The following is a 25,247-nucleotide window of genomic DNA, read 5'->3' as shown; positions in this document are numbered from 1 at the left end:
AATTTCTTGTCCCAAGTGGGTCAAAAAGATGGCAGAGGTGGAGCTAACCTATGTCCTTCTTCAAGCTGGATAAAAAGATTGCCGTTATAGGTATTTAATGGGTTCTCTCGAAGGGGAAAAAACATTTACTTGTATCGAGTAGGTATTTATAGCATTTTTATTATTAAAATCACACCCAAATAATATTTTTCTGCGATGTTGATTACTGATTTTATGTTTTTATATCAGAGGCTTTTTTAATTTTCATTGTTGACTTTCGTGTAGGTATGAGAATTCATAGGCGGAAAATTTCCGGCTAATGTATATAAGGGAGGGTAAAGAAGTAGATATAAGCGGAGACATTCCGGTTAACTGCTCTAAATAGGACAAAATCCAAAGATTTGGATAAGATAAACGGAAAACCTCCCCTTATTTTTATAGAAATACGAGTTTCTACAAAAATAAACGGAATTTTTCCGTTTATTTTTCAAACACGCTAAAAACAACATTCGGTAATAACAGAGCTTATCAAAAGATATTCCTACCAGACATTCAACCTGTAAGGATCATTGATTTAACTAATTTTCCAAGTTTAGAAATCACAGGGTAAACAGTTGATCAAAACTGCAATTTTTATATAAAAACGAAGTTATTGTGATTTTATACTGTTATTTTAATTTTTGTCCACCAAAAGAGAACCCGTTACACAGGTAATGCAGTTTCTTTTTCCTATCCTCTTAACCCGTATAACAAAAAAACCCGGAAAACTCCGGGATATTCAATGGACAATTCCATTTTTTATCTGCTTAGCTCATCATGAATCAGTTTAATATTGTAATTCAAATACTTCACGTACGTATCGACTTCCTCACCGGGTTTTCCGATTTCATCAGAGTAAATCGGCTTTTTGGAGAAAGGAACGCCGGTTTCTTTTGAAACGGTCTCCATTGGACGGGGATCTACATTGGATTCGATAAATAGTACCGGAACATTGTGTTCTTTGATGAAATGCACCAATGATTTAATTTGCTGGGGCGATCCGTTTTCTTCGGTATCGATTTCCCAGATGTACCCCTCTTTCAATCCGTAATGTGCCGTCATGTACTGGAAGGCCCTCTCACTTGTCACAAGGATGCGCTTTTCTTTTGGAATGTCATTAATCTTTTCCTCGTACTCTTTATCTATTTCATGAAGCCGGCTGATATAGGCATCTGCTCTTTTTTTATAATCTTCTTTACGCTCAGGATCTTTTTCCATCAAGGCGTCGCGCATATCCTCAGCCATTTTGATGCCGACCGCCGGGTCTATGAATGCATGAGGATTGACCTCCTCTTCTTTTCCGCTTTCATCAGTCAAATACATTGGATCCACACGTTCTGTTAAACTGTAAATATTCTCTTTCTTTTGTCCGACTGAATCAATCATTTTAAAAAACCAGCCGTCTTTTCCGCCCTCCAGATTCAATCCGTTGTAAAAAAGGATATCCGCATCCGTGGCTTTTTTAATATCTTCCGGAAGGGGCTCATATTCATGCGGGTCGGTTCCTGTAGGCACAAGGTTATGAATTTCCACGTCATCGCCGCCGATTTCCCTGGCCAGGTCTTCAATGATTGTGAAAGACGTAACAACTTTTAATGGTCTATCTTTTGCAGCTTCATCTGAATCGCTATTGCTGCCGCATGCGGCCAGCAGCCATACTGCAAGCCCTGTTATAAAAAAACATTTTAATAGCCTCATACTTTTCGCCTGCCTTTTATTAAAAAATGAAGTTGCGAGGAACCCAAACCATCAGCCTATTGCTGCTTTTTTCTTGTTTCCTTTGATCATCCGCCAAAGTACCCCCTGCTTTGGTGAAAAGATAAAAGCGACTGCAAAAATAGCTGTCGTAGCCAAGGCAATGACAGGCCCTGAAGGCAAATTGTGGACAAAGCTGAAATACAGCCCGATGATCGATGACAGGGCCCCAAAGACTGATGCAAGAACAATCATTGTCGATAAACGATTTGTTAAAAGATAAGCGGTTGATGCCGGTGTGATCAGCATGGAAACCACCAGGATAACACCTACCGTTTGTAAGGAAGCGACTGTTACAAGAGTCAGAAGAACCATGATGCCGTAATGAATCAAGCGTGTTTTCAAACCGTATGCAGCAGCCATCGTCTCATCGAAGCTGGAAACAAGCAGTTCCTTGTAAAAGAGTATGACAGCCAAGATGACAATACTTCCGACGATCAATGTAAGCCACATATCCGAAGAACGGACGGAAATGACATTTCCAAAAAGAATTTGTGTCAGATCTGTCGCACTTTTAGCCTCGGTGATCAGGATAATTCCTAAAGCGAACATGGCGGAAAAAACAAGCCCGATCGAAGAATCATTTTTCACCCGGCTGTTTTGGCTGATCACACCGATGCCAAGGGCCGTAAGCACACCAGTCACAACCGCCCCATAGAAATAGTTGATTCCCAGCATATAAGATATGGCAACGCCCGGAAGGACGGCATGTGAGATGGCATCTCCCATCAGTGCCATTCCGCGCAGGATAATAAAGCTGCCGATCACGCCGCAAATAATCCCGACCATGACAGACGTGATGAATGCTTTCTGTAAAAACCCATAAGTCATCAGATCATTTATGAATTCCACTATATACCGACCCCCAGACTTTCCAACATGCCAAGCGGCGCTTTGTAGGCCGCCTGCATCAGTTCCGGACGGAAGACATGATTTACAGGTCCGGCCCCGATCAATTCCTTATTAATGAGAATCAGATCATCGAAATAATTCTCAACCTTTGTTAGGTCATGATGTACAACGAACACAGTCTTTCCTTCATCCCTGAGGGTTTTTAATATGTTGATGATGACATCTTCACTGGATACATCAATACCGACAAACGGCTCATCCAGGAAGAAAAGATCTGCCTCTTGGGCAAGGGAACGGGCGAGAAAAACACGTTGCTGCTGTCCCCCGGACAATTCGCCGATTTGGCTGTCTGCAAAATTTTCCATCCCGACTTTTGCGAGGCACTCCAGCGCCCATTCCTTGTCATTCTTTGTTGGACGGCGGAAAAGCCCGAGCTTGGGATAGGTGCCAAGAAGTACCGTATCTTTTACGACAATCGGAAAATCCCAATCGATATTGGAACGTTGCGGCACATATGCAATTTTTTTCCTCGCTTCTTGAATGGGCCTTCCTCCAAACTCGATGCTGCCGCTGTCTTTCGGTATTAGTCCGAGCATCGCTTTCATCATCGTTGATTTTCCGGCGCCGTTTGGCCCGATGATGCCGATCAGCTTGCCTGTTTCAATAGTAAAATTGATATCTCGCAGCACTTCGGTCCCGTGATAGGAAACATAGAGGTGACTGACCGTCAATTTCTTTTCGTTCATCATGATTCACCTTCTTTTCCATAACTGTATATTTAAATCATTTAGCCTAACGCCGATATATTGGTTAAAAGACAAAGAGTTGCCCTGGGGAAACTTATTAACCATAATATACAATGCAAGCTGTTTTGTAAACACCTTTCAGATAAAAAATCATCATATTGAATAGGAGGTGATATACTCTTTTTCGAACAACGGACCCGGAAAAAGCAGCAGAAATTCCGATGTTGAAAAATTGCCGGAACGTCTGTATAATGAAACAGTCAAATTAACGGCATTATTTGTTGTTTCATATTGCAATGGCTATCTATTGTATGTATAATGTATAATGTTGGTCATTTGACAGCAATGATGCGGAAGGTTGCCGACACACCCGGCCGCTTTGCCATGGCGAGTGTGGGGGAAATTTCCGCGGAGTATGTCTATTTTTTAAAAATAGGCGAAAAGGAGGGAAAGTAATGGCAAAACAAAAAATCCGGATTAGATTAAAGGCTTATGATCACAGAATTTTGGATCAGTCAGCAGAAAAGATTGTTGAAACGGCAAAACGTTCAGGTGCAAATGTATCGGGACCGATTCCGCTTCCGACAGAGAAATCTGTTTACACAATCTTGCGTGCGGTCCATAAATACAAAGATTCCCGCGAGCAATTCGAAATGCGGACACATAAACGCCTGATCGACATCATCAGCCCAACACCGCAAACTGTTGATTCATTGATGAGACTCGACTTGCCATCCGGCGTAGACATTGAAATCAAACTTTAATAAATATGAATGAAAGAAACCAGGAGGTGTGACTCATGGCTAAAGGAATCTTAGGTAGAAAAATCGGTATGACGCAGATTTTTGCTGAAGACGGACGACTGCTCCCTGTAACAGTAGTAGAGGCTGCTCCCAACGTTGTTCTTCAAAAGAAAACAGTTGAGACGGACGGATACGAAGCTGTTCAAATTGGTTTTGAAGACAAGCGCGAAAAGCTGGCCAATAAACCTGAAAAAGGGCACGTTGCCAAGGCGGAAACTGCACCTAAGCGCTTCGTACGTGAGTTGAAAAACGTTAATCTAGATGAATATGAAATTGGTCAAGAGATCAAAGTTGATATTTTCGCAGAAGGCGATGTAGTGGATGTAACAGGAGTTTCCAAAGGGAAAGGTTTCCAGGGTGTCATCAAGCGCCACGGCCAAGGCCGAGGACCAATGTCCCACGGTTCCCACTTCCACCGCAGCCCTGGATCAATGGGTGCTGTTGACCCGGCCCGTGTATTCAAGCAAAAGAAACTGCCTGGACAAATGGGCGGACAGAAAATTACTGTTCAAAACCTTCAAATTGTCAAGGTTGATGCAGACCGCAATCTTCTTTTGATCAAAGGAAATGTTCCCGGACCGAAAAAAGCATTGCTTGAAATCAAAACTGGAATCAAGGTTAAATAAATATTTTCGTAAGGAAAGGAGGAAATGAAATGCCAAAAGTAGCCGTATATAATCAAGAAGGTTCTAAGGTTGGAGAATTGGATCTCAACGATTCTATTTTCGGAATCGAGCCAAACAACCATGTTTTATTTGAAGCGATCGTTATGCAGCAATCTTCATTAAGACAAGGTACATCTAAAGTAAAAACACGTTCGGAAGTGCGTGGCGGCGGACGCAAGCCATGGCGCCAAAAAGGCACAGGCAGAGCACGCCAAGGATCTATCCGCTCACCGCAATGGCGCGGAGGCGGAACGGTATTCGGACCGGTTCCACGCAGCTACAGCTACAAGCTTCCTAAGAAAGTACGCCGTCTGGCCATCAAATCAGCGCTGTCTGCAAAAGCATTGGAAGAAAGCATCCTTGTAGTAGAAGCATTGGCTTTCGATGCTCCAAAAACAAAGGAATTTGCCAAGGTTTTGAAAAACCTTCCGGTCGGCAAAAAAGCGTTGGTTGTTACAGATGTTCCAGAAGACAATGTGGCACTTTCAGCAAGAAATATCCCTGGAGTTACAGTGATCGATGCGAACAGCATTAACGTGCTTGATGTTGTAGGGCATGAAACATTGATCCTGACGAAAGCAGCAGTTGAAAAAGTGGAGGAGGTGCTTGGGTAATGGATGCACGTGACGTTATAAAGCGCCCCGTAATCACAGAGCGTTCCATGGATTTGACAGCTGACAAAAAGTATACTTTCGAAGTTGACGTCAAAGCCAACAAAACACAGGTGAAAGACGCAGTCGAAAGCATCTTCGATGTGAAAGTCGCAAAAGTCAATGTCATGAATTACAAAGGTAAATTCAAACGAATGGGCCGTTTTGCGGGCTATACAAACAAACGCCGCAAGGCAGTGGTCACTTTGACCGAAGACAGCAAAGAAATCGAGATTTTTGAAATTTAATCTTTCAATAAAAGCAGAGGAGGGAAAGAAATGGCGATCAAAAAATACAAACCTACCTCCAACGGGCGGCGCAACATGACAAGCTTGGATTTCTCCGAGATCACTACTGACAAGCCGGAAAAGACATTGCTTGCGCCTATTAATAGAAAAGGCGGCCGCAACAGCCAAGGTAGGACCACAGTTCGTCATCGCGGAGGCGGTCATAAGCGTCAATACCGTATTATCGACTTCAAACGCAACAAAGATGGTATACCCGGACGCGTTGCTACTATCGAATACGATCCGAACCGTTCCGCAAACATTGCTTTGATCCACTATAAAGATGGGGAGAAGCGTTATATTCTGGCTCCAAAAAATCTTCAAGTAGGTATGGAAGTCATGTCTGGCCCTGAGGCTGACATCAAAGTAGGGAATGCTCTACCGCTTTCCTCTATTCCAGTAGGTACAGTCGTACACAACATCGAGTTGAAACCGGGCAAAGGCGGGCAACTCATCCGTTCTGCTGGAACTTCTGCCCAGGTTCTTGGTAAAGAAGGAACAAAATATGTACTTGTCCGCTTGAACTCCGGAGAAGTGCGCATGATCCTTGCTACTTGCCGTGCAACAATCGGTGAAGTGGGCAATGAGCAGCACGAACTTGTAACAATTGGTAAAGCAGGCCGTTCACGCTGGTTGGGCAGACGCCCTCACGTCCGCGGTTCTGTTAAGAACCCTAACGACCATCCGCATGGTGGTGGGGAAGGAAAAGCACCGATCGGTCTTAAATCCCCTGTTACTCCTTGGGGTAAACCGACAATCGGTTACAAGACAAGGAAGAAAACGAACAAGTCGGATAAATTTATCGTACGCCGCCGCAAAAAATAACGAGGTTGTCCTACGGTTCTTCTATCGGACCGTAGCACAATCACGAAGGGAGGTACCAGCATGGGTCGCAGCCTGAAAAAAGGACCTTTTGTAGATGAGCATTTGATGAAAAAAGTCGAGAACTTGAATGAGTCTGACAAAAAGCAAGTGATCAAAACTTGGTCTCGCCGTTCAACAATTTTCCCGGCGTTTGTCGGACACACCATCGCAGTCTACGATGGACGCAAGCATGTTCCTGTATACATCAGTGAAGATATGGTTGGCCACAAGCTCGGTGAATTTGCGCCAACTCGTACTTATAGAGGTCATGCCGCAGATGACAAAAAAACAAGACGCTAATGAGAGGAGGGCATCCTAATGCAAGCAAAAGCTGTTGCCAGAACAGTTAGAATTGCTCCTCGTAAAGCACGCCTGGTCGTCGATCTTATTCGAGGAAAGCAAGTAGGCGAAGCAATTGCCATCTTAAAGCACACTCCAAAAGCGGCTTCTCCGATTGTAGAAAAGCTTTTGAAGTCTGCTGTAGCAAATGCAGAGCATAACTATGATATGGACGTTAACAACCTTTTAGTATCGAAAGTATATGTTGATGAAGGTCCGACAATGAAACGTTTCAGACCGCGTGCTCAAGGCAGAGCCAGCCAAATCAACAAACGCACAAGCCACATTACGATTGTGGTATCAGAACAGAAGGAGGGGTAGTTCGTGGGTCAAAAAGTAAACCCTATTGGAATGCGTATCGGCATTATCCGTGATTGGGAATCAAAATGGTACGCAGACAAAGAATATGCAACTTTACTTCACGAAGACATCAAGGTTCGTGAATATATTGAAAACCGGCTCAAAGATGCATCGGTTTCCAAAATTGAAATCGAGCGTGCTGCAAACCGCATCAACATCACTGTCCACACAGCCAAGCCCGGAATGGTTATCGGTAAAGGTGGAAGTGAAGTAGAAGCACTCAGAAAAGCATTGAACAAGCTTACAGGCAAAAGGGTTCACATCAACATCGTTGAAATCAAAAAAGCTGATTTGGACGCGAAGCTTGTTGCTGAAAACATCGCTCGTCAATTGGAAAGCCGGATCTCTTTCCGCCGTGCGCAAAAGCAGGCGATTCAACGTACATTACGTGCAGGTGCACAAGGTATCAAAACAATGGTTTCCGGCCGGCTTGGCGGAGCGGATATCGCTCGTTCGGAACATTACAGCGAAGGAACTGTTCCACTTCATACACTTCGCGCAGATATCGACTATGCACATGCTGAAGCAGATACAACATACGGTAAGCTTGGCGTCAAAGTCTGGATTTACCGTGGAGAGGTCCTTCCAGAAAAGAAAAAGTCTGAGGAAGGAGGAAATTAATCATGTTAATGCCTAAAAGAGTCAAATACCGCCGTCCACACCGTGGAAAAATGCGCGGCAAAGCAAAAGGCGGCACTGAAGTAGCATTTGGTGAGTACGGTCTTCAAGCTCTTGAAGCTTCCTGGATCACAAACCGCCAAATTGAGGCAGCAAGGATTGCCATGACGCGCTACATGAAGCGTGGCGGTAAAGTATGGATCAAAATTTTCCCTCATAAAGCTTTTACAGCTAAGCCTTTGGAAGTACGGATGGGTTCCGGTAAAGGGGCGCCTGAAGGCTGGGTAGCTGTTGTAAAACCGGGCAAGATCATGTTTGAAATTGCCGGAGTCTCAGAAGAGGTGGCTCGTGAAGCACTTCGACTTGCATCCCACAAACTTCCAGTAAAATGTAAGTTTGTCAAACGAGAAGAAATTGGTGGTGAACGAAATGAAGGCTAAAGAAATCCGTGATTTGACCACTGCCGAAATTGAACAGAACATCAAGTCTTTAAAGGAAGAATTATTTAACCTTCGCTTCCAGCTAGCTACAGGGCAATTGGAAAATACCGCCCGCATCCGTGAGGTCCGCAAAGGGATCGCCCGTATGAAAACGATCATTCGCGAAAGAGAGATCGGCATAACCAATCGATAGGTGAAAGGAGGTTGCGGATATGGCTGAACGCAATCAGCGCAAAGTGTACACAGGTCGTGTTGTTTCCGATAAAATGGATAAAACTGTTACAGTAATGGTTGAAACCTATAAAAAACACAGTTTGTACGGCAAACGCGTGAAGTATTCCAAGAAGTTCAAAGCTCACGATGAGCATAATGAAGCTAAAGTTGGGGACATTGTCCGTATTATGGAGACTCGCCCTCTATCGGCTACAAAACGCTTCCGTCTTGTAGAGGTAGTTGAAAAAGCGGTTATCATTTAATTTTTTCGGATAGATAAATCCGAAGGGAGGTAAATACAAATGATCCAACAAGAATCCCGTTTGAAAGTAGCTGACAACTCCGGAGCACGTGAAGTGTTGACGATCAAGGTGCTCGGCGGTTCCGGTCGCAAAACGGCAAACATCGGTGATGTCATTGTATGTGCGGTGAAAAATGCAACACCCGGTGGCGTTGTCAAAAAAGGGGACGTTGTGAAAGCTGTTATCGTCCGCTCCAAAACAGGTGCACGCCGTCCGGATGGTTCCTACATTAAATTTGATGAAAATGCATGCGTCATTATTCGTGACGACCAGGCTCCAAGAGGAACCCGGATCTTCGGACCAGTGGCCCGCGAGCTGCGTGATAAAAACTTCATGAAAATTGTTTCTCTGGCTCCAGAGGTTCTTTAATATAAATCAGACTTGGTCACTCAAGGAGGTGCGATTCTCAAATGCACGTTAAAAAAGGCGACAAAGTGATGGTCCTTACCGGCAAGGATAAAGGGAAAACAGGCACGGTGCTTGCTGCATTCCCAAAAAAAGAACGTGTGCTTGTCGAAGGGGTTAACATCGTGAAGAAACATGCGAAGCCTTCCCAGGAAAATCCGCAAGGCGGAATTTTTGACAAGGAAGCGGCCATTCATGTTTCAAACGTTATGGTCATCGATCCAAAAACAAATGAGCCAACAAGAATCGGCTATAAAAAAGTAACGATCAAAGGCAAAGATGGTATAGAAAAAGTGAAAAGTGTCCGGGTATCCAAGAAATCCGGGGAAGTTTTAGACACAGACGTAAAAGACAAGATTATTAGCCAGTAAGCAGAAGAAGGGAGGTACACAATATGAACCGCCTAAAGGAAAAATATCAAAAAGAAATCACTCCTGCTCTGATGAGCAAGTTCAACTATAAATCTGTCATGCAAGTACCAAAAATTGAAAAGATCGTAATCAACATGGGCGTCGGCGACGCTGTTCAAAACGCCAAAGCACTGGATAATGCAGTGGAAGAACTTTCTTTGATCACAGGCCAAAAACCGGTTGTGACAAGAGCGAAAAAATCCATTGCGGGATTCCGCCTGCGTGAAGGAATGCCGATCGGTGCAAAAGTGACACTTCGCGGCGAGCGCATGTATGAGTTTTTTGACAAATTGGTTTCTGTATCATTGCCACGTGTACGTGACTTCCGTGGAATCTCCAAGAAGGCATTTGACGGACGCGGCAACTATACACTCGGAATCAAAGAACAGCTCATTTTCCCAGAAATTGATTACGATAAAGTAAACAAAGTTCGCGGAATGGACATCGTCATCGTAACGACAGCCAACACCGATGAAGAAGCGCGCGAGCTATTAACTGGATTTGGAATGCCATTTCAAAAGTAATCGTAAAAGGGAGGCGAAATAGTGGCTAAGAAATCAATGGTAGTCAAGCAGAAGCGTACGCCTAAGTATAAAGTTCAAGAATATACACGCTGCGAACGTTGCGGCCGTCCGCATTCTGTTCTTCGCAAATTCAAATTATGCCGTATCTGTTTCCGTGAATTAGCCTACAAAGGCCAAATTCCAGGCGTCAAAAAAGCCAGCTGGTAAGCCCGATATTGGGAAGGAGGTAAATATTAATGGTTATGACTGATCCAATTGCAGACTTGCTTACAAGAATTCGAAACGCGAACATGGTCCGCCACGAGAAATTGGAAATTCCAGCTTCTAAAATCAAGAGGGACATTGCCGAAATCCTTAAAAAAGAAGGTTTCATCCGCGATGTAGAATTCATCGAAGACAACAAGCAAGGTATCATCCGCATTTTTCTTAAATATGGAGCGAATAACGAGCGCGTTATTACCGGATTAAAGCGTATCAGCAAGCCCGGTCTGCGTGTTTACGCGAAAGCAAACGAAGTTCCAAAAGTATTGAACGGTCTTGGAATTGCGCTTGTATCAACTTCTCAGGGAGTACTCACCGACAAAGAAGCAAGAGCGAAACAAGTCGGCGGCGAAGTACTCGCATACGTTTGGTAATCTAGCAGAAAGAACGGAGGTGCAATACAATGTCCCGTATAGGCAATAAACCAATTGAAATCCCTTCTGGTGTAACAGTGACAAAAGACGGTAACAAAGTGACTGTCAAAGGGCCAAAAGGTGAACTGAGCAATACATTCAATTCAGATATCAATATCAGCATCGAAGACAATGTCATCAACGTGACTCGTCCATCCGATGCAAAAGAACACCGCTCCTTGCACGGAACAACACGTTCCTTAGTCGCAAACATGGTAGAGGGCGTCTCTAAAGGCTTTGAAAAATCACTTGAGCTTGTCGGTGTTGGTTACCGTGCGCAAAAACAGGGCAAGAAGCTTGTGCTGAACGTCGGCTATTCCCATCCTGTAGAATTTGAACCGGAGGACGGTATCGAAATCGATGTACCATCCAACACAAAAGTGATTGTTAAAGGTTATAACAAGGAAAGAGTCGGAGCATTGGCTTCTGACATTCGTGCTGTACGTCCGCCTGAGCCTTACAAAGGCAAAGGAATTCGCTACGAAGGCGAATATGTACGCCGCAAAGAAGGTAAAACAGGTAAATAAAGCCGCTAGGCATTGAAAGGAGTGACTCGCATGATTACTAAGCTTGATAAGAACAAGGTGCGCAAAAAAAGACATGCACGCGTCCGTACGAAAATCAGCGGAACAGAATCGCGTCCGCGTCTAAGCGTATACCGTTCCAATAAAAACATTTACGCTCAATTGATCGACGATGAAAATGGGGTAACATTGGCAAGTGCCTCTACTCTTGACAAAGAGCTTGAAATCGAGTCTGCCGGCAATGCAGAGGCTGCCCAGAAAGTGGGAGAGCTCATCGCAAAGCGAGCAGCGGATAAAAACATCAAATCAGTAGTATTTGACCGCGGCGGATACCTTTACCACGGGCGTGTAAAAGCATTGGCTGATGCAGCACGTGAAAATGGACTGGAATTTTAATAAAAGGAGGGACGGACTACATGCGTCAAATTGATGCGAACAAACTTGAACTGGAAGAACGCGTAGTTACAGTAAACCGTGTGGCAAAAGTTGTGAAAGGTGGACGGCGCTTCCGCTTTACCGCATTGGTTGTAGTAGGTGACAGAAATGGCCATGTCGGCTTCGGCACCGGAAAAGCACAAGAAGTACCGGAAGCGATCCGCAAAGCCATTGAAGATGCTAAAAAGAACATGGTTGAAGTGCCTTTGGTCGACTCAACCATTCCGCATGAAATCATCGGCCGTTACGGCGGCGGGCAAGTATTGCTTAAGCCGGCCTCTGCAGGTACCGGAGTTATTGCCGGAGGACCTGTCCGTGCAGTGCTTGAGCTTGGCGGAGTAGCAGACATCACATCAAAATCACTTGGATCCAGCACACCGATCAACATGGTTCGTGCAACGGTTGAAGGAATCAAAAACTTAAAACGTGCTGAAGATGTAGCGAAGCTTCGCAATAAATCAGTAGAAGAACTGTTAGGTTAAGGAGGGGAAGATCATGTCACAAAAATTAGCAGTCACCCTCAAACGCAGCTTGATTGGACGGACACAGGATCAGCGTGATACTGTGAAAGCACTTGGATTGCGCAAGATTCACCAAACAGTCGAGCACGATGACAATCCGGCTATTCGGGGAATGATCAACAAAGTTTCCCATCTTGTAGAAGTAAAAGAGCAATAATCACCAAAGAATGAAGGAGGTGCGCGAAATGAAACTTCATGAGTTAAAACCTGCTGAAGGGGCTCGCAAGGAGCGCAACCGTGTAGGACGCGGCATCGGTTCAGGAAACGGCAAAACAGCCGGAAGAGGACATAAAGGGCAAAATGCCCGCTCAGGCGGCGGCGTGCGCCCTGGATTTGAAGGTGGCCAAACGCCTTTATTCCAACGTTTGCCTAAACGCGGTTTCACAAACATTAATCGCAAAGATTATGCGGTTGTGAACCTGGACGCACTAAACCGCTTTGAAGACGGAACTGAAGTAACTCCTGAGCTTTTGATTGAAACAGGAGTTGTTCGGAACGAAAAGTCCGGCATCAAAATTCTTGCGAAAGGTAACATCGAGAAAAAGCTGACTGTAAAAGCGAATAAATTCTCGTCTGCTGCAAAAGAAGCCATTGAAGCTGCCGGCGGTTCAACTGAGGTGGTTTAATGTTTCAAACGATCTCCAACCTTATGCGTGTGCGGGATATAAGAAGAAAAATCATTTTCACCTTATTGATGCTGATCGTCTTTCGGATCGGGGCTTTCATTCCGGTTCCGAACGTTGATGCAAACGTACTGAAAATGCAAGATCAAGCCAGTCTGTTTGGCTTTATGAATATTTTTGGCGGCGGTGCCCTGCAAAACTTCTCTATTTTTGCCATGGGTATCATGCCATACATTACGGCATCCATTATTGTCCAACTGCTGCAGATGGATGTCGTGCCAAAATTCACTGAATGGTCCAAGCAAGGTGAAGTGGGAAGGCGTAAACTGGCACAGTTTACCCGCTACTTCACAATTGTTCTTGCTTTCATCCAGGCGTTGGGCATGTCTTTCGGGTTCAATCGGATGACACAGCTTCAGCTCATCAAAGATCCCGGGTTCAGCACGTATATCACCATTGCCATCGTCTTGACTGCTGGCACGTCTTTCTTGATGTGGCTGGGCGAGCAAATCACATCACATGGCGTCGGAAACGGCATCTCGATCATCATCTTTGCCGGGATTGTCGCTGGGATTCCAAACGCCGTGAACCAGATCTATGCTCAGCAGTTTGAAGGTGCAGGAGACCAATTGTTTATTAGAATTGTCGTCATGCTGCTCATCCTGCTTGCTGTTATTGCCATCATTGTTGGCGTCGTATTTGTCCAGCAGGCATTGCGTAAAATTCCAATCCAATATGCAAAACGTATGGATGGACGCAGCCCTGTCGGAGGACAAAATACACATTTGCCTTTAAAGGTGAATGCCGCTGGAGTTATTCCAGTCATTTTCGCGAGCGCGTTTATTGTTACTCCACAAACGATTACGACATTCTTTGGTTCCAGTGAACTGGCAAGCACGATTCAATCGTTTTTTGACCATACGAAACCAGTCGGAATGATCATCTATGTTGCATTGATTATTGCCTTTACTTATTTTTACGCATTCGTTCAGGTCAATCCTGAACAGGTTGCTGAAAATCTGAAGAAGCAGGGCGGTTATATACCGGGAATACGGCCAGGCAAAAATACGCAGGAGTACATGACACGCGTTTTGTACAGACTGACTTTTGTCGGGGCACTTTTTCTGGCACTCATTTCAATCTTGCCGGTATTTTTTATCAAATTCGCAGGATTGCCCCAGGCTGCCCAAATTGGTGGAACAGGATTGTTAATTGTTGTCGGTGTTGCGCTGGAGACGATGAAACAACTGGAGGCTCAACTGGTCAAGCGCCACTATAAAGGCTTCATTAAATAACAGACGGGTAATGACCCGGATGAAAGCAAGGGGCGGTATGAATGAATTTAGTATTGATGGGACTTCCTGGGGCGGGAAAAGGTACACAAGCTGAAAAAATTGTGGCTAAGTACGGTATTCCGCACATTTCTACAGGAGATATGTTCCGGGCTGCGATGAACGAAGGTACGGAGCTTGGCATGCAGGCCAAATCCTTCATGGATAAAGGCGAACTTGTTCCGGATGAAGTGACGATCGGAATTGTCCGCGAACGCTTGAGCAAAGCGGATTGCGACAACGGATTCCTTCTGGACGGCTTCCCGAGAACAGTGCCGCAGGCCGAAGCTCTTGAAAATATCCTCGCAGAGCTGGGAAGAAAAATGGATTATGTGATCAATATTCAAGTAGACCAGGAAATTTTGATGGAAAGACTGACGGGGCGTCGTATTTGCAAGAGCTGCGGTGCCACTTATCATTTAGTCTTCAACCCGCCTGCCGAAACAGGCACTTGTGATCGCTGCGGCGGAGAGCTGTATCAGCGTCCTGATGATAATAAAGAAACGGTTCAGAACAGACTGGAAGTAAATATGAAACAGACCCAGCCGCTTCTTGATTTTTATCAGGAAAAAGGCTATTTGAAAAACATCAATGGCCAGCAGCATATTGACCAGGTCTTCTCTGATATCGATTCACTTCTAAGGGATTTGAAATAATGATTATTTGCAAAACACCACGAGAAATAGAAATCATGAGAGAAGCGGGGCGAATTGTTGCGCTGACTCATCAAGAACTGGTAAAGCATATTCAGCCGGGGATCACAACAAAAGAAATTGATTCGATTGCCGAAAAGTTTATTAAACAGCATGATGCATATCCATCTTTCCTTGGGTATAACGGATTTAAAGGAAGTGTCTGTGCATCTGTAAATGAAGAGCTGGTTCACGGAATACCCGGCAAACGTGTCCTCAAGGATGGCGACATCATCACATTGGACATCGGAGCTGAATACAACGGCTATCACGGTGATTCCGCGTGGACGTATGCAGTAGGCAAAATCGATGACGAAACGAAACAATTGCTTGATGTTACAGAGGAATCCCTCTATAAAGGCTTAGAAGAAGCGAAGCCGGGGGCTCGTCTTTCAAACATTTCCCATGCGGTTCAAACGTATGTGGAATCCAATGGATTTTCCATAGTCCGTGAGTATGTAGGGCATGGTATTGGTCAAAGCTTACACGAAGATCCACAAATCCCGAACTACGGACCTCCTAATAAAGGACCTCGTTTACGACCTGGCATGGTGCTTGCCATTGAACCGATGGTGAATGCAGGCAGCCGCTATGTAAGAACATTGGCGGACAATTGGACAGTCGTGACGGTTGACGGCAAAATGTGTGCGCACTTTGAACATACAATTGCCATTACAGATACAGGTTTTGAGATATTAACAAGATTGTGAGCGCAGGTGATCGGGTTGAAAGAGTCTGATTCGAACCCTCAAATCGGCCAGGTGGTCAGTATTAATAAAGGGCGAGATACCGGGCAGTTCGCGATTGTTATTCAACTCATTGATGAACGGTTTGTTTTAATTGCGGATGGCGACAAGCGAAAATTTGACCGCCCCAAAAAGAAAAACATTCAACACCTGGAGTGTTGTGACTATATTTCTCCGGAGGTGCGGAGCAGTATGCTGGATACCGGCAAAGTCACTAACGGGAAGTTGCGATGGGCTCTTGGAAAATTCATGGATGATGTTCTGGAATTACAGAAGGGAGACGAGTTTGATGGCGAAGGAAGATGTAATTGAAGTTGAAGGCAAGGTAGTTGATACTTTGCCAAACGCCATGTTTAAGGTAGAATTAGAAAATGGTCATACGGTGCTTGCACATGTTTCAGGGAAAATCCGCATGCATTTCATTCGTATTTTGCCTGGTGACAGAGTAACCGTGGAACTTTCTCCGTACGATTTAACCAGAGGAAGAATCACTTACCGTTTTAAATAAGTGTGCACTTCAGGCTCTTAAGGAGGTTTTTAAAAAATGAAAGTACGGCCATCAGTAAAGCCGATCTGCGAGAAGTGCAAAATCATCCGTAGAAAAGGCAAAGTCATGGTGATCTGTGAAAACTCTAAGCATAAGCAAAAACAAGGATAATGAAGGAGGTGCTAACGCATGGCACGTATTGCTGGTGTAGATATTCCACGTGAAAAACGCGTAGTAATTGCATTGACATATATTTATGGAATCGGTCAAAACACAGCTTCCAAAATTCTTGCAGAAGCAGGTGTTTCCGAGGATACACGCGTACGCGACTTGACTGACGACGAACTTGATAAAATCCGCGGGATCATTGACACATTGAAAGTCGAAGGTGACCTTCGCCGTGAAGTGTCTTTGAACGTCAAACGCTTGATGGAAATCGGTTCTTATCGTGGTCTTCGCCACCGCCGCGGACTTCCTGTTCGTGGACAAAACACGAAGAACAACGCGCGTACACGAAAAGGCCCGCGGAAAACTGTAGCAGGTAAGAAAAAATAATCAGTAAAGGAGGTTTTTAATCAATGGCACGCAGAACTAACACTCGTAAACGTCGTGTGAAAAAGAATATTGAAAGTGGCATTGCGCATATCCGCTCCACTTTTAACAATACAATCGTAACGATCACTGATTCTCAAGGTAACGCAGTATCTTGGTCTTCTGCCGGAGCGCTTGGATTCAAAGGTTCCCGTAAATCCACTCCATTCGCTGCCCAAATGGCTGCCGAAACAGCTGCAAAAGCATCCATGGAGCATGGGATGAGGACTCTTGAAGTAACCGTAAAAGGACCTGGCGCAGGACGTGAAGCTGCCATTCGTGCACTTCAAGCTGCCGGACTTGAGGTAACAGCCATCAGGGACGTAACTCCTGTACCTCACAACGGATGCCGTCCGCCAAAACGTCGTCGTGTTTAATGAATTTGTATAAATTCTGTATTACTTGTCTATAATGGGGTAATATATGAATTTATCGTGAAAATTCGATTTTTCCTCACCAGTTGTTGCAAAGATGAAATGTAACATGGGGAATTTCGGTCAGTATCTATGGAAAGTGGCCGGAGTTTCGACGTTTTGAAGGAGGGTATATGTGAATGATCGAGATTGAAAAACCAAAAATAGAAACGATTGAGATCAGCGAAGACGCCAGACACGGAAAATTTGTGATTGAACCGCTTGAGCGTGGATATGGTACAACTTTGGGTAACTCCTTACGTCGTATTTTACTATCTTCACTCCCGGGTGCGGCGATCACTTCTATTCAAATAGAAGGTGTACAACATGAATTTTCAACCGTTGAAGGTGTAGTCGAAGATGTTACCTCTATCATCCTTAATCTTAAAAAACTAGCTTTAAAAATATATTCGGACGAAGAGAAGACATTGGAAATCGATGTGCAGGGCGAAGGGGAAGTGAAAGGTTCCGACATCATGCATGACAGCGATGTTGAAATTTTGAATCCTGAACTTCATATCGCCAACCTTGCAGCCAATGCGAATTTCCGTGTCCGCATGACCGCCCAGCGCGGAAGAGGCTATACACCTGCCGATATGAACAAACGTGACGACCTTCCGATCGGCGTCATTCCTATCGACTCTATTTACACACCTGTATCCCGTGTAAACTATCAGGTGGAAAATACTCGTGTGGGCCAAATGACGAACTACGATAAACTGTCGCTCGATGTTTGGACAAATGGCAGCATCAGCCCGGAAGAAGCCATTTCTTTGGGTGCGAAAATTTTAACAGAGCACTTAAATATCTTCGTCGGTTTGACGGATGAAGCTCAGCATGCTGAAATCATGGTGGAAAAAGAGGAAGACCAAAAGGAAAAGGTTCTGGAAATGACGATTGAAGAGCTGGACCTTTCTGTCCGTTCCTACAACTGCCTGAAGCGTGCAGGAATCAATACGGTCCAGGAGCTGGCCAACAAAACGGAAGAAGATATGATGAAAGTGCGCAACCTTGGAAGAAAATCGTTGGAGGAAGTAAAAGGGAAGCTGGATGAGCTTGGCCTCGAACTTCGCAAAGACGACTAATCGAAAATACACGTCACCGTGAAGGAGGGAAACCAGAATGTCTTATCGTAAATTAGGACGCACAAGCTCTCAGCGCAAAGCTATGCTTCGAGACTTGGCAACAGATTTAATCATCAGTGAACGAATCGAAACAACTGAGGCACGCGCGAAAGAACTCCGCTCCGTTGTTGAGAAAATGATCACGCTCGGAAAGCGCGGCGACTTGCATGCGCGACGTCAGGCAGCGGCTTTCATCCGCAAAGAGATAGCCAACGCGGAAGAAAAACAAGATGCATTGCAAAAACTGTTTTCTGATATCGCACCTCGTTATGCTGAACGTCAAGGCGGATACACTCGAATCATGAAATTGGGACCTCGCCGTGGAGACGGAGCCCCAATGGTTATCATCGAATTAGTTTAATTCGCGATGAAAAAGGGCAGGGCGCGCGGGTCTCGCCCTTTTTCTTTAAGGAAAGTTAATAGCGAGGCGTCAGGGTATCTGCGCTTCCGCTTTTCGATAAAGCTTCAGTGAGCGTTACGATAGGCACAAACAAATAGAAAGTGATCCTGTCTAGCTCCATGCACCTTCTCCCCCGGCTTAACTGCCCGGGCCAAGGTACCGGCTGCCCGGCGCCTGGAGGAAGGTGCAGGCTTTTTTCTATTTATAGGCATTTTTTTAAAATCAACCTACGAAGCAACGAGGAGGAATAAGGGATGCCCGGTCCGGTGATTACTATTGAAGATGTTTCCTTCCGCTATAATGGACAGGAGGCGTATGCCTTAAAGGATGTTTCTTTTTCAGTAGCTGAAGGGGAGTGGCTGGCAGTGGTCGGCCATAACGGATCAGGAAAATCTACTCTTGCAAAAATTTTGAACGGATTGCAGTTCCCGGAACAAGGAACGGTCAAGGTTCAGAATCTTCTTTTAAGCGAAGAGGCGATCTGGGATATCCGCCGGATGGTAGGGATGGTTTTCCAAAATCCGGACAACCAGTTTGTCGGAACGACAGTACAAGATGATGTGGCTTTTGGGTTGGAGAATAACGGAGTGCCGCACGATGAAATGGTCGGCCGTGTCCAAGAGGCATTGGAGCGTGTTCATATGGGTGAATTTCTCAACCAAGAGCCACACCATCTTTCCGGCGGCCAAAAGCAGAGGGTGGCGATTGCAGGCGTCATAGCGCTCCGCCCTAAGGTCATTATCCTGGATGAAGCGACTTCCATGCTGGACCCCCTTGGACGCGAGGAAGTGCTGCAGACCATCAGGGAGTTGAAAGAGGAACAGGGGTTGACAGTCATTTCAATCACGCATGATTTGGAAGAAGCGGCAAGGGCGGACCGAATCATTGTCATGAATAAGGGCCAGGTGTACAAGGAAGGGAAGCCTGAGGAGATTTTTGAATTGGAAGAGGAACTGATCACTTTGGGACTGGATATCCCTTTTCCTGTAAAAATGAGCCATTTATTGCGAAACGCAGGTCTGGACTTGCCTAAAATGTACCTGACAGATGAAGAGTTGGTGAATGATCTGTGGAAATTACATTTCAAGAAGTAGAATACCGGTATTCGGCCGGTACGCCGTTTGAGCGGCTGGCCATCCAAGATGTCAATTTGAACATTAAACAAGGTGTGTTCATGGCGCTGATCGGGCATACGGGCTCCGGCAAGTCGACGATCCTTCAGCATTTGAATGCCTTGCTGCAGCCCACAAAAGGCCGGGTGATCATAGGCGACAGAACGATTGAAGGCGGGAAGAAGGAGAAAAACCTTCGAGGTATCCGCCAAAAGGTCGGAATCGTCTTCCAGTTTCCGGAACATCAGCTTTTTGATGAAACGGTGGAAAAGGACATTTGCTTTGGTCCGATGAACTATGGCGTTTCGGAAGAGGAAGCAAAGAAAAGAGCCAGAAGGCTTATAAAAGAAGTCGGGCTGCCTGAAGACATTCTTCAGAAGTCCCCATTTGATTTGTCGGGAGGCCAGATGAGAAGAGTGGCCATTGCCGGGGTGCTTGCCATGGAACCGGATGTATTGGTTCTGGACGAACCGACTGCGGGACTCGATCCCAGGGGCCGTACAGAAATCATGGATATGTTTCATCGTCTGCACAAAAAAGAGAATCTATCTACCATTCTAGTAACCCACAGCATGGAAGATGCGGCGAAATACGCGGACCAAATCGTCATCATGCATAAAGGGAAGGTACAAAGAACCGGTGATCCGCAGAATATTTTTTCAAATCCTGCAGAACTGCTGGAATTGGGCCTGGATGTTCCCCAGGTTGTCAAATTTCAATATGAGCTTGAACAGCGGATGAATATCAAGTTTGAAAAGACTTACCTGGCATTAGGGGAACTGACCGATGCATTGGCAAGATTGAAAGAGCAGGACGGTGGCGGCTCATGATGGAAAAAATGATTTTCGGGCGTTACATTCCAGGCGATTCTATCCTTCATCGGATGGACCCCCGTTCAAAACTATTATTTGTATTCGGCTTTATACTTATTGTATTTTTGGCGAATAATGTCTTTACCTATAGTATCCTTGTAGGCTTTGTCATTATGGTGATCCTTCTTTCCAAAATGAATATCAAATTCCTGGTGAATGGTTTGAAGCCGGTCATTTACCTGATTATTTTCACTTTCATTTTACAGCTTTTTTTTAACAAAGAAGGCGAGATCATTTTCAGTATCGGCAAGTTTCATATTTATGAGGAAGGGCTGCGAATGGCCATATTCATTTCCATACGGTTTTTCCTCCTCGTATTTGTAACAACCCTGATGACTTTGACAACAACGCCGATCACATTGACAGACGGGCTTGAAAGCCTGATGAACCCCTTAAAACGGGTCAATTTTCCAGTCCATGAGCTGGCGCTCATGATGTCCATTTCTTTGCGGTTCATTCCTACCTTGATGGATGAGACGGATAAAATCATGAAAGCGCAAATGGCAAGGGGCGTGGAATTTTCCAGCGGTCCCATCAAGGACCGGATCAAAGCCATCGTGCCTTTGCTCATCCCGCTATTTGTCAGCTCTTTTAAACGGGCGGAGGAATTGGCGACAGCCATGGAAGCGAGAGGCTACCGCGGAGGAGAAGGGCGGACGAAATACCGTTTGCTGGAATGGAAAGGCCGTGATACGGCAGCAGCTGTCGTGTTTGTCATTTTAACAGGAGTGCTGATCTGGTTGAGGACGTAAAAAGGATATTTGTGAGGGGAAAAATATGCAGCGTTATAAAGCGACCATCGCCTACGACGGCTCCGGTTTTTCCGGCTACCAAATCCAGCCGAAAGGGCGGACGGTCCAAGGAGAAATCGAACAGGTACTCCAAAAACTGCATAAAGGCCAGGCCGTTGGTGTGACGGCTTCCGGGCGCACGGACAGCGGCGTCCATGCCCGCGGCCAGGTCATTCATTTTGATTCGCCTCTAAGGCTTTCAGGTGATCAGTGGATCAAAGCGTTTAACAGCCTCCTTCCGGACGACATTTCCTTTTTAAAAGCTGAGGAAGCCGGCTCCGATTTCCATGCCCGCTTCGATGCCGTGAAGAAAAAATATAAATATTTTTTATATAGCGGCCCGGTAAGGGATCCTTTTAAGCGCCACTTCGCCGCGCATGTTCGCGGGAGCTTGAATGTAGAGGCAATGCGGGAGGCGGCTGGATATTTGACAGGCACTCACGATTTTACAAGCTTCTGCTCTGCGAAAACCGAAACAGGTAACAGGGTGAGAACTCTTTTTGAATTGGACATGGAAGAACACGGAAATGAATTGGTACTGACGTTCATCGGAGACGGCTTTTTATATAACATGGTCAGGATCATCGTTGGAACATTGCTTGATGTCGGAAGCGGAAAAATGGATATTGGCGCCATCCCGGACATTCTGGCTGCGAAAGAGCGAACCTTGGCGGGGAAGACGGCTCCAGCGGAAGGATTGTATCTGTGGGAAGTTTATTATGAGTAAAGGGCCTGGGTGGATCATAAACGTGAAGGCTTGGATCATAAAATTTGATCCTCTCGGACCATAATTGGATCAAATATCTTCATATCAGATCATACAGTCCAATTCCCGATCTTAAATTTTCAAATTCGGATTATAAACAAGTTTTTCATTTGAAAAGACACAGCTTTTAAAAAAACGATTCCGGTCCAGATTAAAATTTCCTGACAACCACGCCTGGTGTTCAAAAACCGCTTGACTTTGCTTGCCAAAGAAGATAGAATATCCTATGGTATTATTTTTATATCTCCACGATAAGCCCCGGAAACTTATTGTGATGAAAATAAAAATACGACGAATGTAAGACTTTTATAATTTTGGGAGGGTAACAAATGCGTACTACGTATATGGCTAAAGCCGGTGACATCAATCGTAAATGGTACGTTGTTGACGCTGAAGGCAAAACACTTGGCCGCCTTGCAACAGAAGTTGCAACATTGTTGCGCGGTAAACATAAACCGACTTATACGCCGAATGTTGATACAGGCGATCACGTAATCATCGTGAATGCAGCGAAAATCGAATTGACAGGCAACAAGCTTCAAGACAAAATGTACTACCGCCACTCAGGATTTGCAGGCGGAATCAAGGCAACAAATGCTGCTGAAATGAGAGCAAAAAGACCTGAAAAAATGATCGAGCTTGCGATCAAAGGCATGCTTCCAAAAGGACCTTTGGGACGTCAAATGTTCAGAAAGCTGAATGTTTACGCCGGCGCTGAGCATCCACATCAGGCACAAAAACCGGAAGTGTACGAACTTCGCGGGTAATTTAAAGGAGGATAACAATGGCACAAGTTCAATATTATGGTACAGGCCGTCGTAAAAGCTCCGTAGCCCGTGTACGTTTAGTACCTGGCGAAGGCCGTATCGTTGTTAATAATCGTGAAGTAGAAGACTACATCCCATTCGCAGCTTTGCGCGAAGTAATCAAGCAGCCGCTTGCTGCTACTGAAACTCTAGGCAACTATGACGTATTGGTCAACGTTCAAGGCGGAGGCTATACAGGCCAAGCAGGCGCAATCCGCCACGGCATCGCTCGTGCGCTGCTTGAAGCTGACCCTGAATACCGCGCACCGCTTAAGCGTGCAGGTCTCTTAACGCGTGACCCACGTATGAAAGAACGTAAGAAATACGGTCTTAAAGGTGCTCGTAGAGCTCCTCAGTTCTCGAAGCGTTAATATTACTGCTATATCAACGTTTACAGCCTGTTTGGAAGTCGATTCCAAGCAGGCTTTTTTATTAAAAAAAGTACAAAAAATAGTTATAAAAGTTTCCCGCGAATGCAGTGTGAGAATTGCTCTTGCAGCAGATTCCGCCTCTTTCTTTGTTTTGACCCCCTTTCGAGTTGTACTTTTATACTTTCCAGTCATTGGATCTTTCCCCAAACTAATTTGGATAAGCCAACGTATGCCATTAAAATACACATATAAGAACAATTGAGAAATATAAAAGCAATGCAAATTAATGTTCTGGAATCGGGCCATTAATTGAATAAGACTACACAAAAAGTCGCTTTTCCTACGTAAAGGAAAGCGACTTTTCCCTTGTTATCAAGCTTTTTACTTTAAGTTCCTTTGATTAATTTTGAAAATGTTGTTGACTATTCAGTTGGACTGTATTATGTTACTATTAAGTTGAACTATATAGTTGAACTGAATAGAGGGTGAGGATATGAAACATAAATTATTACCATTGTCTGAGACCATGCATTATATTTTATTAGCTCTACGGGAGCCACTCCACGGCTATGCCGTAATGCAGAAGATAGAAAAAATAAGTAATGGTACCGTGATTTTAGCAGCCGGTACATTATACGGTGCGATTGAAAACCTGAATAAACATGGCTGGATTGAATCCGTTGGAAATTCAGGTCGGAGAAAAATTTATATGATAACTGCAGAAGGAAGAGCCATTTTGAAAATGGAACAAGAAAGACTGTTGCATATTTTATCCTTGTATGAAGGAAGTGAATCAAATGAAGGAGTTTAAGGTGTTTTTTGATATCGAAAAAGAAGAGCAATGGCTGAACGAACAATTACAAAAAGGCTATCGCTGTACAAATATCAGTGGATTAGGAATATACACTTTCGAAAAAACCGACAAGAGATATGTGATGCGATTGGATTATCAAGATTATTTACCAAAGAAAAAGCTTGAAGAATACAAGGGGATATATGAAGACTTCGGCTGGAATTATATAACGGCCCCCTCGTTTGGTGGGATTCGTTATTGGCAAAAAGAAGACAATGGTCAAAACGAAATTTTCTCGGATCGCCAATCAAAGAGTAATTATTATAAAAGATTGATGGGTTATTCATTTTGGTTGGGTTTGCTGTTTTTGGCTATTTCTATGCCTTACAAGGCTTCAGATTTATATGCAACTGAAGGTCTTTGGAGTATGAAAGGTGCATTATTTTGGAAAGCATTTTTATTTGAAACCCCATTTGTTCTTTTAAAGTTGCTTCCCGCCTTTATGTTTGTTTTCTTTGGTATCAGTTTCTATAAAGCTTATCGTAAGTATTCAATGTTAAAATGATTGCATTCGGAGTGTTAATTATAGCGCTGCTGTTATTTAATCCAAAAAAATAATCCACCCTTGGGTACTCCTTATAATTTGGATATGGACAGAACGCCTATCCTCATTATAAGGAGTTTTTTATATATCTATGCTCTTTATGAAATAAAAATTCATAAATAAATTGAAAATATTGACATATAATTTTATGAAAGTACAATAAGTTAATAAGGTAGAAATTAGTTGAAAAAGGATGATTTGATGCTTGAAAAATTATCTACGGAAAGTCGCAATCACAACACGGTGGGCTTGGATGAATGTATTTCGCAAGTGAAAAGTGAACCATTTCGCAACTTAATTTTGAACCACTGATGCTGTTT

The 25,247-nt window shown here is 44.5% G+C and carries 43 protein-coding genes; 39 read left to right on the top strand and 4 right to left on the bottom strand.

Annotated elements, in window-relative coordinates:
- Nucleotides 1-777: 777 nt before the first annotated feature.
- Genes FS666_RS15850 through FS666_RS15840 form a run of 3 tightly spaced genes read right to left on the bottom strand, consistent with a single transcriptional unit; the run spans nt 778 to nt 3,374 of the window.
- Nucleotides 778-1,716: a metal ABC transporter solute-binding protein, Zn/Mn family gene (locus FS666_RS15850; RefSeq protein WP_144463334.1), complete on the bottom strand. Its 939-nt coding sequence runs from the start codon at nt 1,714-1,716 to the stop codon at nt 778-780.
- 51 nt (nt 1,717-1,767) lie between these two features.
- Entirely contained in the window at nt 1,768-2,604 is an 837-nt protein-coding gene (locus FS666_RS15845; RefSeq protein WP_186306587.1) for a metal ABC transporter permease, read from the bottom strand.
- A gap of 20 nt (nt 2,605-2,624) precedes the next feature.
- Nucleotides 2,625-3,374, bottom strand: a complete 750-nt coding sequence (locus FS666_RS15840; protein ID WP_144463330.1) for a metal ABC transporter ATP-binding protein — start codon at nt 3,372-3,374, stop codon at nt 2,625-2,627.
- 452 nt (nt 3,375-3,826) lie between these two features.
- Here FS666_RS15840 and rpsJ point away from each other — a divergent pair, with 452 nt between their 5' ends.
- From rpsJ to rpsI, 37 genes are all read left to right on the top strand, one after another.
- Nucleotides 3,827-4,135: a 30S ribosomal protein S10 gene (gene rpsJ, locus FS666_RS15835; RefSeq protein WP_018708729.1), complete on the top strand. Its 309-nt coding sequence runs from the start codon at nt 3,827-3,829 to the stop codon at nt 4,133-4,135.
- Between the two features lie 35 nt (nt 4,136-4,170).
- Nucleotides 4,171-4,800: a 50S ribosomal protein L3 gene (gene rplC / locus FS666_RS15830; protein WP_120072833.1), complete on the top strand. Its 630-nt coding sequence runs from the start codon at nt 4,171-4,173 to the stop codon at nt 4,798-4,800.
- Between the two features lie 29 nt (nt 4,801-4,829).
- Entirely contained in the window at nt 4,830-5,453 is a 624-nt protein-coding gene (gene rplD / locus FS666_RS15825) for a 50S ribosomal protein L4 (RefSeq protein ID WP_144463328.1), read from the top strand.
- The gene (rplW, locus tag FS666_RS15820) at nt 5,453-5,737 is read left to right on the top strand and encodes a 50S ribosomal protein L23 (RefSeq protein WP_120072837.1); all 285 of its coding nucleotides are present in this window, start codon (nt 5,453-5,455) and stop codon (nt 5,735-5,737) included. The genes rplD and rplW overlap by 1 nt, the downstream gene beginning before the upstream one ends.
- A 30-nt stretch (nt 5,738-5,767) precedes the next feature.
- Complete coding sequence (rplB, locus tag FS666_RS15815) at nt 5,768-6,601, top strand: 50S ribosomal protein L2 (protein ID WP_120072839.1); 834 nt, start codon at nt 5,768-5,770, stop codon at nt 6,599-6,601.
- A gap of 60 nt (nt 6,602-6,661) precedes the next feature.
- A complete protein-coding gene (gene rpsS / locus FS666_RS15810; protein WP_120072841.1) occupies nt 6,662-6,940 on the top strand; it encodes a 30S ribosomal protein S19 in 279 nt (92 codons plus the stop codon).
- Nucleotides 6,941-6,958: 18 nt separating this feature from the next.
- Nucleotides 6,959-7,300 carry a 50S ribosomal protein L22 gene (gene rplV, locus FS666_RS15805; protein WP_120072843.1) on the top strand — a complete coding sequence of 114 codons (342 nt, stop codon included), beginning with the start codon at nt 6,959-6,961 and terminating at the stop codon, nt 7,298-7,300.
- Nucleotides 7,301-7,303: 3 nt separating this feature from the next.
- Nucleotides 7,304-7,960, top strand: a complete 657-nt coding sequence (gene rpsC, locus FS666_RS15800) for a 30S ribosomal protein S3 (protein WP_018708736.1) — start codon at nt 7,304-7,306, stop codon at nt 7,958-7,960.
- Between the two features lie 2 nt (nt 7,961-7,962).
- On the top strand, nt 7,963-8,397 hold the full coding sequence (gene rplP, locus FS666_RS15795; protein ID WP_120072845.1) for a 50S ribosomal protein L16: 435 nt from the start codon (nt 7,963-7,965) through the stop codon (nt 8,395-8,397).
- Nucleotides 8,387-8,590 (top strand): 50S ribosomal protein L29, encoded by a 204-nt coding sequence (rpmC, locus tag FS666_RS15790; RefSeq protein WP_120072848.1) that lies wholly within the window; start codon nt 8,387-8,389, stop codon nt 8,588-8,590. The genes rplP and rpmC overlap by 11 nt, the downstream gene beginning before the upstream one ends.
- A 19-nt stretch (nt 8,591-8,609) precedes the next feature.
- Nucleotides 8,610-8,873, top strand: a complete 264-nt coding sequence (gene rpsQ, locus FS666_RS15785) for a 30S ribosomal protein S17 (RefSeq protein WP_120072850.1) — start codon at nt 8,610-8,612, stop codon at nt 8,871-8,873.
- A gap of 39 nt (nt 8,874-8,912) precedes the next feature.
- Nucleotides 8,913-9,281 (top strand): 50S ribosomal protein L14, encoded by a 369-nt coding sequence (rplN, locus tag FS666_RS15780; protein WP_120072852.1) that lies wholly within the window; start codon nt 8,913-8,915, stop codon nt 9,279-9,281.
- Nucleotides 9,282-9,322: 41 nt separating this feature from the next.
- Nucleotides 9,323-9,688, top strand: coding sequence for a 50S ribosomal protein L24 (rplX, locus tag FS666_RS15775; protein ID WP_120072854.1), 366 nt, complete (start codon nt 9,323-9,325; stop codon nt 9,686-9,688).
- 23 nt (nt 9,689-9,711) lie between these two features.
- A complete protein-coding gene (gene rplE, locus FS666_RS15770; protein WP_018708742.1) occupies nt 9,712-10,251 on the top strand; it encodes a 50S ribosomal protein L5 in 540 nt (179 codons plus the stop codon).
- A gap of 21 nt (nt 10,252-10,272) precedes the next feature.
- Complete coding sequence (locus tag FS666_RS15765; protein WP_018708743.1) at nt 10,273-10,458, top strand: type Z 30S ribosomal protein S14; 186 nt, start codon at nt 10,273-10,275, stop codon at nt 10,456-10,458.
- A 29-nt stretch (nt 10,459-10,487) separates the two neighbouring features.
- On the top strand, nt 10,488-10,886 hold the full coding sequence (gene rpsH / locus FS666_RS15760) for a 30S ribosomal protein S8 (protein ID WP_120072856.1): 399 nt from the start codon (nt 10,488-10,490) through the stop codon (nt 10,884-10,886).
- A gap of 29 nt (nt 10,887-10,915) precedes the next feature.
- Nucleotides 10,916-11,452 carry a 50S ribosomal protein L6 gene (rplF, locus tag FS666_RS15755; RefSeq protein ID WP_120072858.1) on the top strand — a complete coding sequence of 179 codons (537 nt, stop codon included), beginning with the start codon at nt 10,916-10,918 and terminating at the stop codon, nt 11,450-11,452.
- A 30-nt stretch (nt 11,453-11,482) separates the two neighbouring features.
- Nucleotides 11,483-11,845 carry a 50S ribosomal protein L18 gene (gene rplR / locus FS666_RS15750; protein ID WP_120072860.1) on the top strand — a complete coding sequence of 121 codons (363 nt, stop codon included), beginning with the start codon at nt 11,483-11,485 and terminating at the stop codon, nt 11,843-11,845.
- 20 nt (nt 11,846-11,865) lie between these two features.
- Nucleotides 11,866-12,366, top strand: a complete 501-nt coding sequence (gene rpsE / locus FS666_RS15745; RefSeq protein ID WP_120072862.1) for a 30S ribosomal protein S5 — start codon at nt 11,866-11,868, stop codon at nt 12,364-12,366.
- A 13-nt stretch (nt 12,367-12,379) separates the two neighbouring features.
- On the top strand, nt 12,380-12,562 hold the full coding sequence (gene rpmD, locus FS666_RS15740) for a 50S ribosomal protein L30 (RefSeq protein WP_120072864.1): 183 nt from the start codon (nt 12,380-12,382) through the stop codon (nt 12,560-12,562).
- Nucleotides 12,563-12,590: 28 nt separating this feature from the next.
- Nucleotides 12,591-13,031: a 50S ribosomal protein L15 gene (rplO, locus tag FS666_RS15735; RefSeq protein WP_144463326.1), complete on the top strand. Its 441-nt coding sequence runs from the start codon at nt 12,591-12,593 to the stop codon at nt 13,029-13,031.
- A complete protein-coding gene (gene secY / locus FS666_RS15730) occupies nt 13,031-14,323 on the top strand; it encodes a preprotein translocase subunit SecY (protein ID WP_120072868.1) in 1,293 nt (430 codons plus the stop codon). Before rplO ends, secY begins: the two co-directional genes overlap by 1 nt.
- A 41-nt stretch (nt 14,324-14,364) precedes the next feature.
- On the top strand, nt 14,365-15,015 hold the full coding sequence (locus FS666_RS15725; protein ID WP_144463324.1) for an adenylate kinase: 651 nt from the start codon (nt 14,365-14,367) through the stop codon (nt 15,013-15,015).
- Nucleotides 15,015-15,761, top strand: coding sequence for a type I methionyl aminopeptidase (map, locus tag FS666_RS15720; RefSeq protein ID WP_144463322.1), 747 nt, complete (start codon nt 15,015-15,017; stop codon nt 15,759-15,761). Before FS666_RS15725 ends, map begins: the two co-directional genes overlap by 1 nt.
- 15 nt (nt 15,762-15,776) lie before the next feature.
- Entirely contained in the window at nt 15,777-16,109 is a 333-nt protein-coding gene (locus FS666_RS15715; protein WP_120072874.1) for a KOW domain-containing RNA-binding protein, read from the top strand.
- A complete protein-coding gene (gene infA, locus FS666_RS15710) occupies nt 16,087-16,305 on the top strand; it encodes a translation initiation factor IF-1 (RefSeq protein ID WP_018708754.1) in 219 nt (72 codons plus the stop codon). Before FS666_RS15715 ends, infA begins: the two co-directional genes overlap by 23 nt.
- A gap of 36 nt (nt 16,306-16,341) precedes the next feature.
- Entirely contained in the window at nt 16,342-16,455 is a 114-nt protein-coding gene (gene rpmJ, locus FS666_RS15705; protein ID WP_144463320.1) for a 50S ribosomal protein L36, read from the top strand.
- A gap of 18 nt (nt 16,456-16,473) precedes the next feature.
- Nucleotides 16,474-16,839 carry a 30S ribosomal protein S13 gene (rpsM, locus tag FS666_RS15700; protein ID WP_120072876.1) on the top strand — a complete coding sequence of 122 codons (366 nt, stop codon included), beginning with the start codon at nt 16,474-16,476 and terminating at the stop codon, nt 16,837-16,839.
- Nucleotides 16,840-16,862: 23 nt separating this feature from the next.
- Entirely contained in the window at nt 16,863-17,252 is a 390-nt protein-coding gene (gene rpsK / locus FS666_RS15695; RefSeq protein WP_120072878.1) for a 30S ribosomal protein S11, read from the top strand.
- A gap of 176 nt (nt 17,253-17,428) precedes the next feature.
- Nucleotides 17,429-18,373 carry a DNA-directed RNA polymerase subunit alpha gene (locus FS666_RS15690; RefSeq protein WP_120072880.1) on the top strand — a complete coding sequence of 315 codons (945 nt, stop codon included), beginning with the start codon at nt 17,429-17,431 and terminating at the stop codon, nt 18,371-18,373.
- Between the two features lie 37 nt (nt 18,374-18,410).
- A complete protein-coding gene (gene rplQ, locus FS666_RS15685; protein WP_120072882.1) occupies nt 18,411-18,773 on the top strand; it encodes a 50S ribosomal protein L17 in 363 nt (120 codons plus the stop codon).
- Between the two features lie 293 nt (nt 18,774-19,066).
- Nucleotides 19,067-19,906: an energy-coupling factor ABC transporter ATP-binding protein gene (locus FS666_RS15680; protein ID WP_120072884.1), complete on the top strand. Its 840-nt coding sequence runs from the start codon at nt 19,067-19,069 to the stop codon at nt 19,904-19,906.
- Complete coding sequence (locus tag FS666_RS15675) at nt 19,882-20,754, top strand: energy-coupling factor ABC transporter ATP-binding protein (protein WP_144463318.1); 873 nt, start codon at nt 19,882-19,884, stop codon at nt 20,752-20,754. The genes FS666_RS15680 and FS666_RS15675 overlap by 25 nt, the downstream gene beginning before the upstream one ends.
- Entirely contained in the window at nt 20,751-21,548 is a 798-nt protein-coding gene (locus FS666_RS15670) for an energy-coupling factor transporter transmembrane component T family protein (RefSeq protein ID WP_144463316.1), read from the top strand. Before FS666_RS15675 ends, FS666_RS15670 begins: the two co-directional genes overlap by 4 nt.
- Before the next feature lie 25 nt (nt 21,549-21,573).
- Nucleotides 21,574-22,314: a tRNA pseudouridine(38-40) synthase TruA gene (gene truA, locus FS666_RS15665; protein ID WP_144463314.1), complete on the top strand. Its 741-nt coding sequence runs from the start codon at nt 21,574-21,576 to the stop codon at nt 22,312-22,314.
- Between the two features lie 368 nt (nt 22,315-22,682).
- Nucleotides 22,683-23,120, top strand: a complete 438-nt coding sequence (gene rplM / locus FS666_RS15660) for a 50S ribosomal protein L13 (RefSeq protein WP_120072893.1) — start codon at nt 22,683-22,685, stop codon at nt 23,118-23,120.
- A 17-nt stretch (nt 23,121-23,137) separates the two neighbouring features.
- Complete coding sequence (gene rpsI / locus FS666_RS15655; protein WP_144463312.1) at nt 23,138-23,530, top strand: 30S ribosomal protein S9; 393 nt, start codon at nt 23,138-23,140, stop codon at nt 23,528-23,530.
- Here the strand turns inward: rpsI and FS666_RS15650 are convergent.
- Nucleotides 23,447-23,836, bottom strand: a complete 390-nt coding sequence (locus FS666_RS15650; RefSeq protein WP_144463336.1) for an Arm DNA-binding domain-containing protein — start codon at nt 23,834-23,836, stop codon at nt 23,447-23,449. The two genes, rpsI and FS666_RS15650, sit on opposite strands and share 84 nt — an antisense overlap.
- Before the next feature lie 187 nt (nt 23,837-24,023).
- On the opposite strand from FS666_RS15650, the gene FS666_RS15645 reads away from it, so the two are divergent.
- A complete protein-coding gene (locus FS666_RS15645; RefSeq protein WP_144463310.1) occupies nt 24,024-24,341 on the top strand; it encodes a PadR family transcriptional regulator in 318 nt (105 codons plus the stop codon).
- Nucleotides 24,328-24,888 carry a DUF2812 domain-containing protein gene (locus FS666_RS15640; protein WP_144463308.1) on the top strand — a complete coding sequence of 187 codons (561 nt, stop codon included), beginning with the start codon at nt 24,328-24,330 and terminating at the stop codon, nt 24,886-24,888. The genes FS666_RS15645 and FS666_RS15640 overlap by 14 nt, the downstream gene beginning before the upstream one ends.
- Nucleotides 24,889-25,247: the final 359 nt, after the last annotated feature.

It is taken from the genome of Siminovitchia fortis (assembly GCF_007681465.1).
Lineage (GTDB): Bacteria > Bacillota > Bacilli > Bacillales > Bacillaceae_C > Siminovitchia > Siminovitchia fortis.
Note: the sequence above shows the minus strand (reverse complement) of the source record. Positions and strands in the feature narration are given on the sequence as shown.

Bases quoted from the DNA above. Each gene is read 5' to 3' on its own strand.
- FS666_RS15850 (WP_144463334.1), bottom strand. From the start codon at position 1,716: ATGAGGCTATTAAAATGTTTTTTTATAACAGGGCTTGCAGTATGGCTG.
- FS666_RS15845 (WP_186306587.1), bottom strand. From the start codon at position 2,604: ATGACTTATGGGTTTTTACAGAAAGCATTCATCACGTCTGTCATGGTC.
- FS666_RS15840 (WP_144463330.1), bottom strand. From the start codon at position 3,374: ATGATGAACGAAAAGAAATTGACGGTCAGTCACCTCTATGTTTCCTAT.
- rpsJ (WP_018708729.1), top strand. From the start codon at position 3,827: ATGGCAAAACAAAAAATCCGGATTAGATTAAAGGCTTATGATCACAGA.
- rplC (WP_120072833.1), top strand. From the start codon at position 4,171: ATGGCTAAAGGAATCTTAGGTAGAAAAATCGGTATGACGCAGATTTTT.
- rplD (WP_144463328.1), top strand. From the start codon at position 4,830: ATGCCAAAAGTAGCCGTATATAATCAAGAAGGTTCTAAGGTTGGAGAA.
- rplW (WP_120072837.1), top strand. From the start codon at position 5,453: ATGGATGCACGTGACGTTATAAAGCGCCCCGTAATCACAGAGCGTTCC.
- rplB (WP_120072839.1), top strand. From the start codon at position 5,768: ATGGCGATCAAAAAATACAAACCTACCTCCAACGGGCGGCGCAACATG.
- rpsS (WP_120072841.1), top strand. From the start codon at position 6,662: ATGGGTCGCAGCCTGAAAAAAGGACCTTTTGTAGATGAGCATTTGATG.
- rplV (WP_120072843.1), top strand. From the start codon at position 6,959: ATGCAAGCAAAAGCTGTTGCCAGAACAGTTAGAATTGCTCCTCGTAAA.
- rplP (WP_120072845.1), top strand. From the start codon at position 7,963: ATGTTAATGCCTAAAAGAGTCAAATACCGCCGTCCACACCGTGGAAAA.
- rpmC (WP_120072848.1), top strand. From the start codon at position 8,387: ATGAAGGCTAAAGAAATCCGTGATTTGACCACTGCCGAAATTGAACAG.
- rpsQ (WP_120072850.1), top strand. From the start codon at position 8,610: ATGGCTGAACGCAATCAGCGCAAAGTGTACACAGGTCGTGTTGTTTCC.
- rplN (WP_120072852.1), top strand. From the start codon at position 8,913: ATGATCCAACAAGAATCCCGTTTGAAAGTAGCTGACAACTCCGGAGCA.
- rplX (WP_120072854.1), top strand. From the start codon at position 9,323: ATGCACGTTAAAAAAGGCGACAAAGTGATGGTCCTTACCGGCAAGGAT.
- rplE (WP_018708742.1), top strand. From the start codon at position 9,712: ATGAACCGCCTAAAGGAAAAATATCAAAAAGAAATCACTCCTGCTCTG.
- rpsH (WP_120072856.1), top strand. From the start codon at position 10,488: ATGGTTATGACTGATCCAATTGCAGACTTGCTTACAAGAATTCGAAAC.
- rplF (WP_120072858.1), top strand. From the start codon at position 10,916: ATGTCCCGTATAGGCAATAAACCAATTGAAATCCCTTCTGGTGTAACA.
- rplR (WP_120072860.1), top strand. From the start codon at position 11,483: ATGATTACTAAGCTTGATAAGAACAAGGTGCGCAAAAAAAGACATGCA.
- rpsE (WP_120072862.1), top strand. From the start codon at position 11,866: ATGCGTCAAATTGATGCGAACAAACTTGAACTGGAAGAACGCGTAGTT.
- rpmD (WP_120072864.1), top strand. From the start codon at position 12,380: ATGTCACAAAAATTAGCAGTCACCCTCAAACGCAGCTTGATTGGACGG.
- rplO (WP_144463326.1), top strand. From the start codon at position 12,591: ATGAAACTTCATGAGTTAAAACCTGCTGAAGGGGCTCGCAAGGAGCGC.
- secY (WP_120072868.1), top strand. From the start codon at position 13,031: ATGTTTCAAACGATCTCCAACCTTATGCGTGTGCGGGATATAAGAAGA.
- FS666_RS15725 (WP_144463324.1), top strand. From the start codon at position 14,365: ATGAATTTAGTATTGATGGGACTTCCTGGGGCGGGAAAAGGTACACAA.
- map (WP_144463322.1), top strand. From the start codon at position 15,015: ATGATTATTTGCAAAACACCACGAGAAATAGAAATCATGAGAGAAGCG.
- infA (WP_018708754.1), top strand. From the start codon at position 16,087: ATGGCGAAGGAAGATGTAATTGAAGTTGAAGGCAAGGTAGTTGATACT.
- rpmJ (WP_144463320.1), top strand. From the start codon at position 16,342: ATGAAAGTACGGCCATCAGTAAAGCCGATCTGCGAGAAGTGCAAAATC.
- rpsM (WP_120072876.1), top strand. From the start codon at position 16,474: ATGGCACGTATTGCTGGTGTAGATATTCCACGTGAAAAACGCGTAGTA.
- rpsK (WP_120072878.1), top strand. From the start codon at position 16,863: ATGGCACGCAGAACTAACACTCGTAAACGTCGTGTGAAAAAGAATATT.
- FS666_RS15690 (WP_120072880.1), top strand. From the start codon at position 17,429: ATGATCGAGATTGAAAAACCAAAAATAGAAACGATTGAGATCAGCGAA.
- rplQ (WP_120072882.1), top strand. From the start codon at position 18,411: ATGTCTTATCGTAAATTAGGACGCACAAGCTCTCAGCGCAAAGCTATG.
- FS666_RS15680 (WP_120072884.1), top strand. From the start codon at position 19,067: ATGCCCGGTCCGGTGATTACTATTGAAGATGTTTCCTTCCGCTATAAT.
- FS666_RS15670 (WP_144463316.1), top strand. From the start codon at position 20,751: ATGATGGAAAAAATGATTTTCGGGCGTTACATTCCAGGCGATTCTATC.
- truA (WP_144463314.1), top strand. From the start codon at position 21,574: ATGCAGCGTTATAAAGCGACCATCGCCTACGACGGCTCCGGTTTTTCC.
- rplM (WP_120072893.1), top strand. From the start codon at position 22,683: ATGCGTACTACGTATATGGCTAAAGCCGGTGACATCAATCGTAAATGG.
- rpsI (WP_144463312.1), top strand. From the start codon at position 23,138: ATGGCACAAGTTCAATATTATGGTACAGGCCGTCGTAAAAGCTCCGTA.
- FS666_RS15650 (WP_144463336.1), bottom strand. From the start codon at position 23,836: ATGGCCCGATTCCAGAACATTAATTTGCATTGCTTTTATATTTCTCAA.
- FS666_RS15645 (WP_144463310.1), top strand. From the start codon at position 24,024: ATGAAACATAAATTATTACCATTGTCTGAGACCATGCATTATATTTTA.
- FS666_RS15640 (WP_144463308.1), top strand. From the start codon at position 24,328: ATGAAGGAGTTTAAGGTGTTTTTTGATATCGAAAAAGAAGAGCAATGG.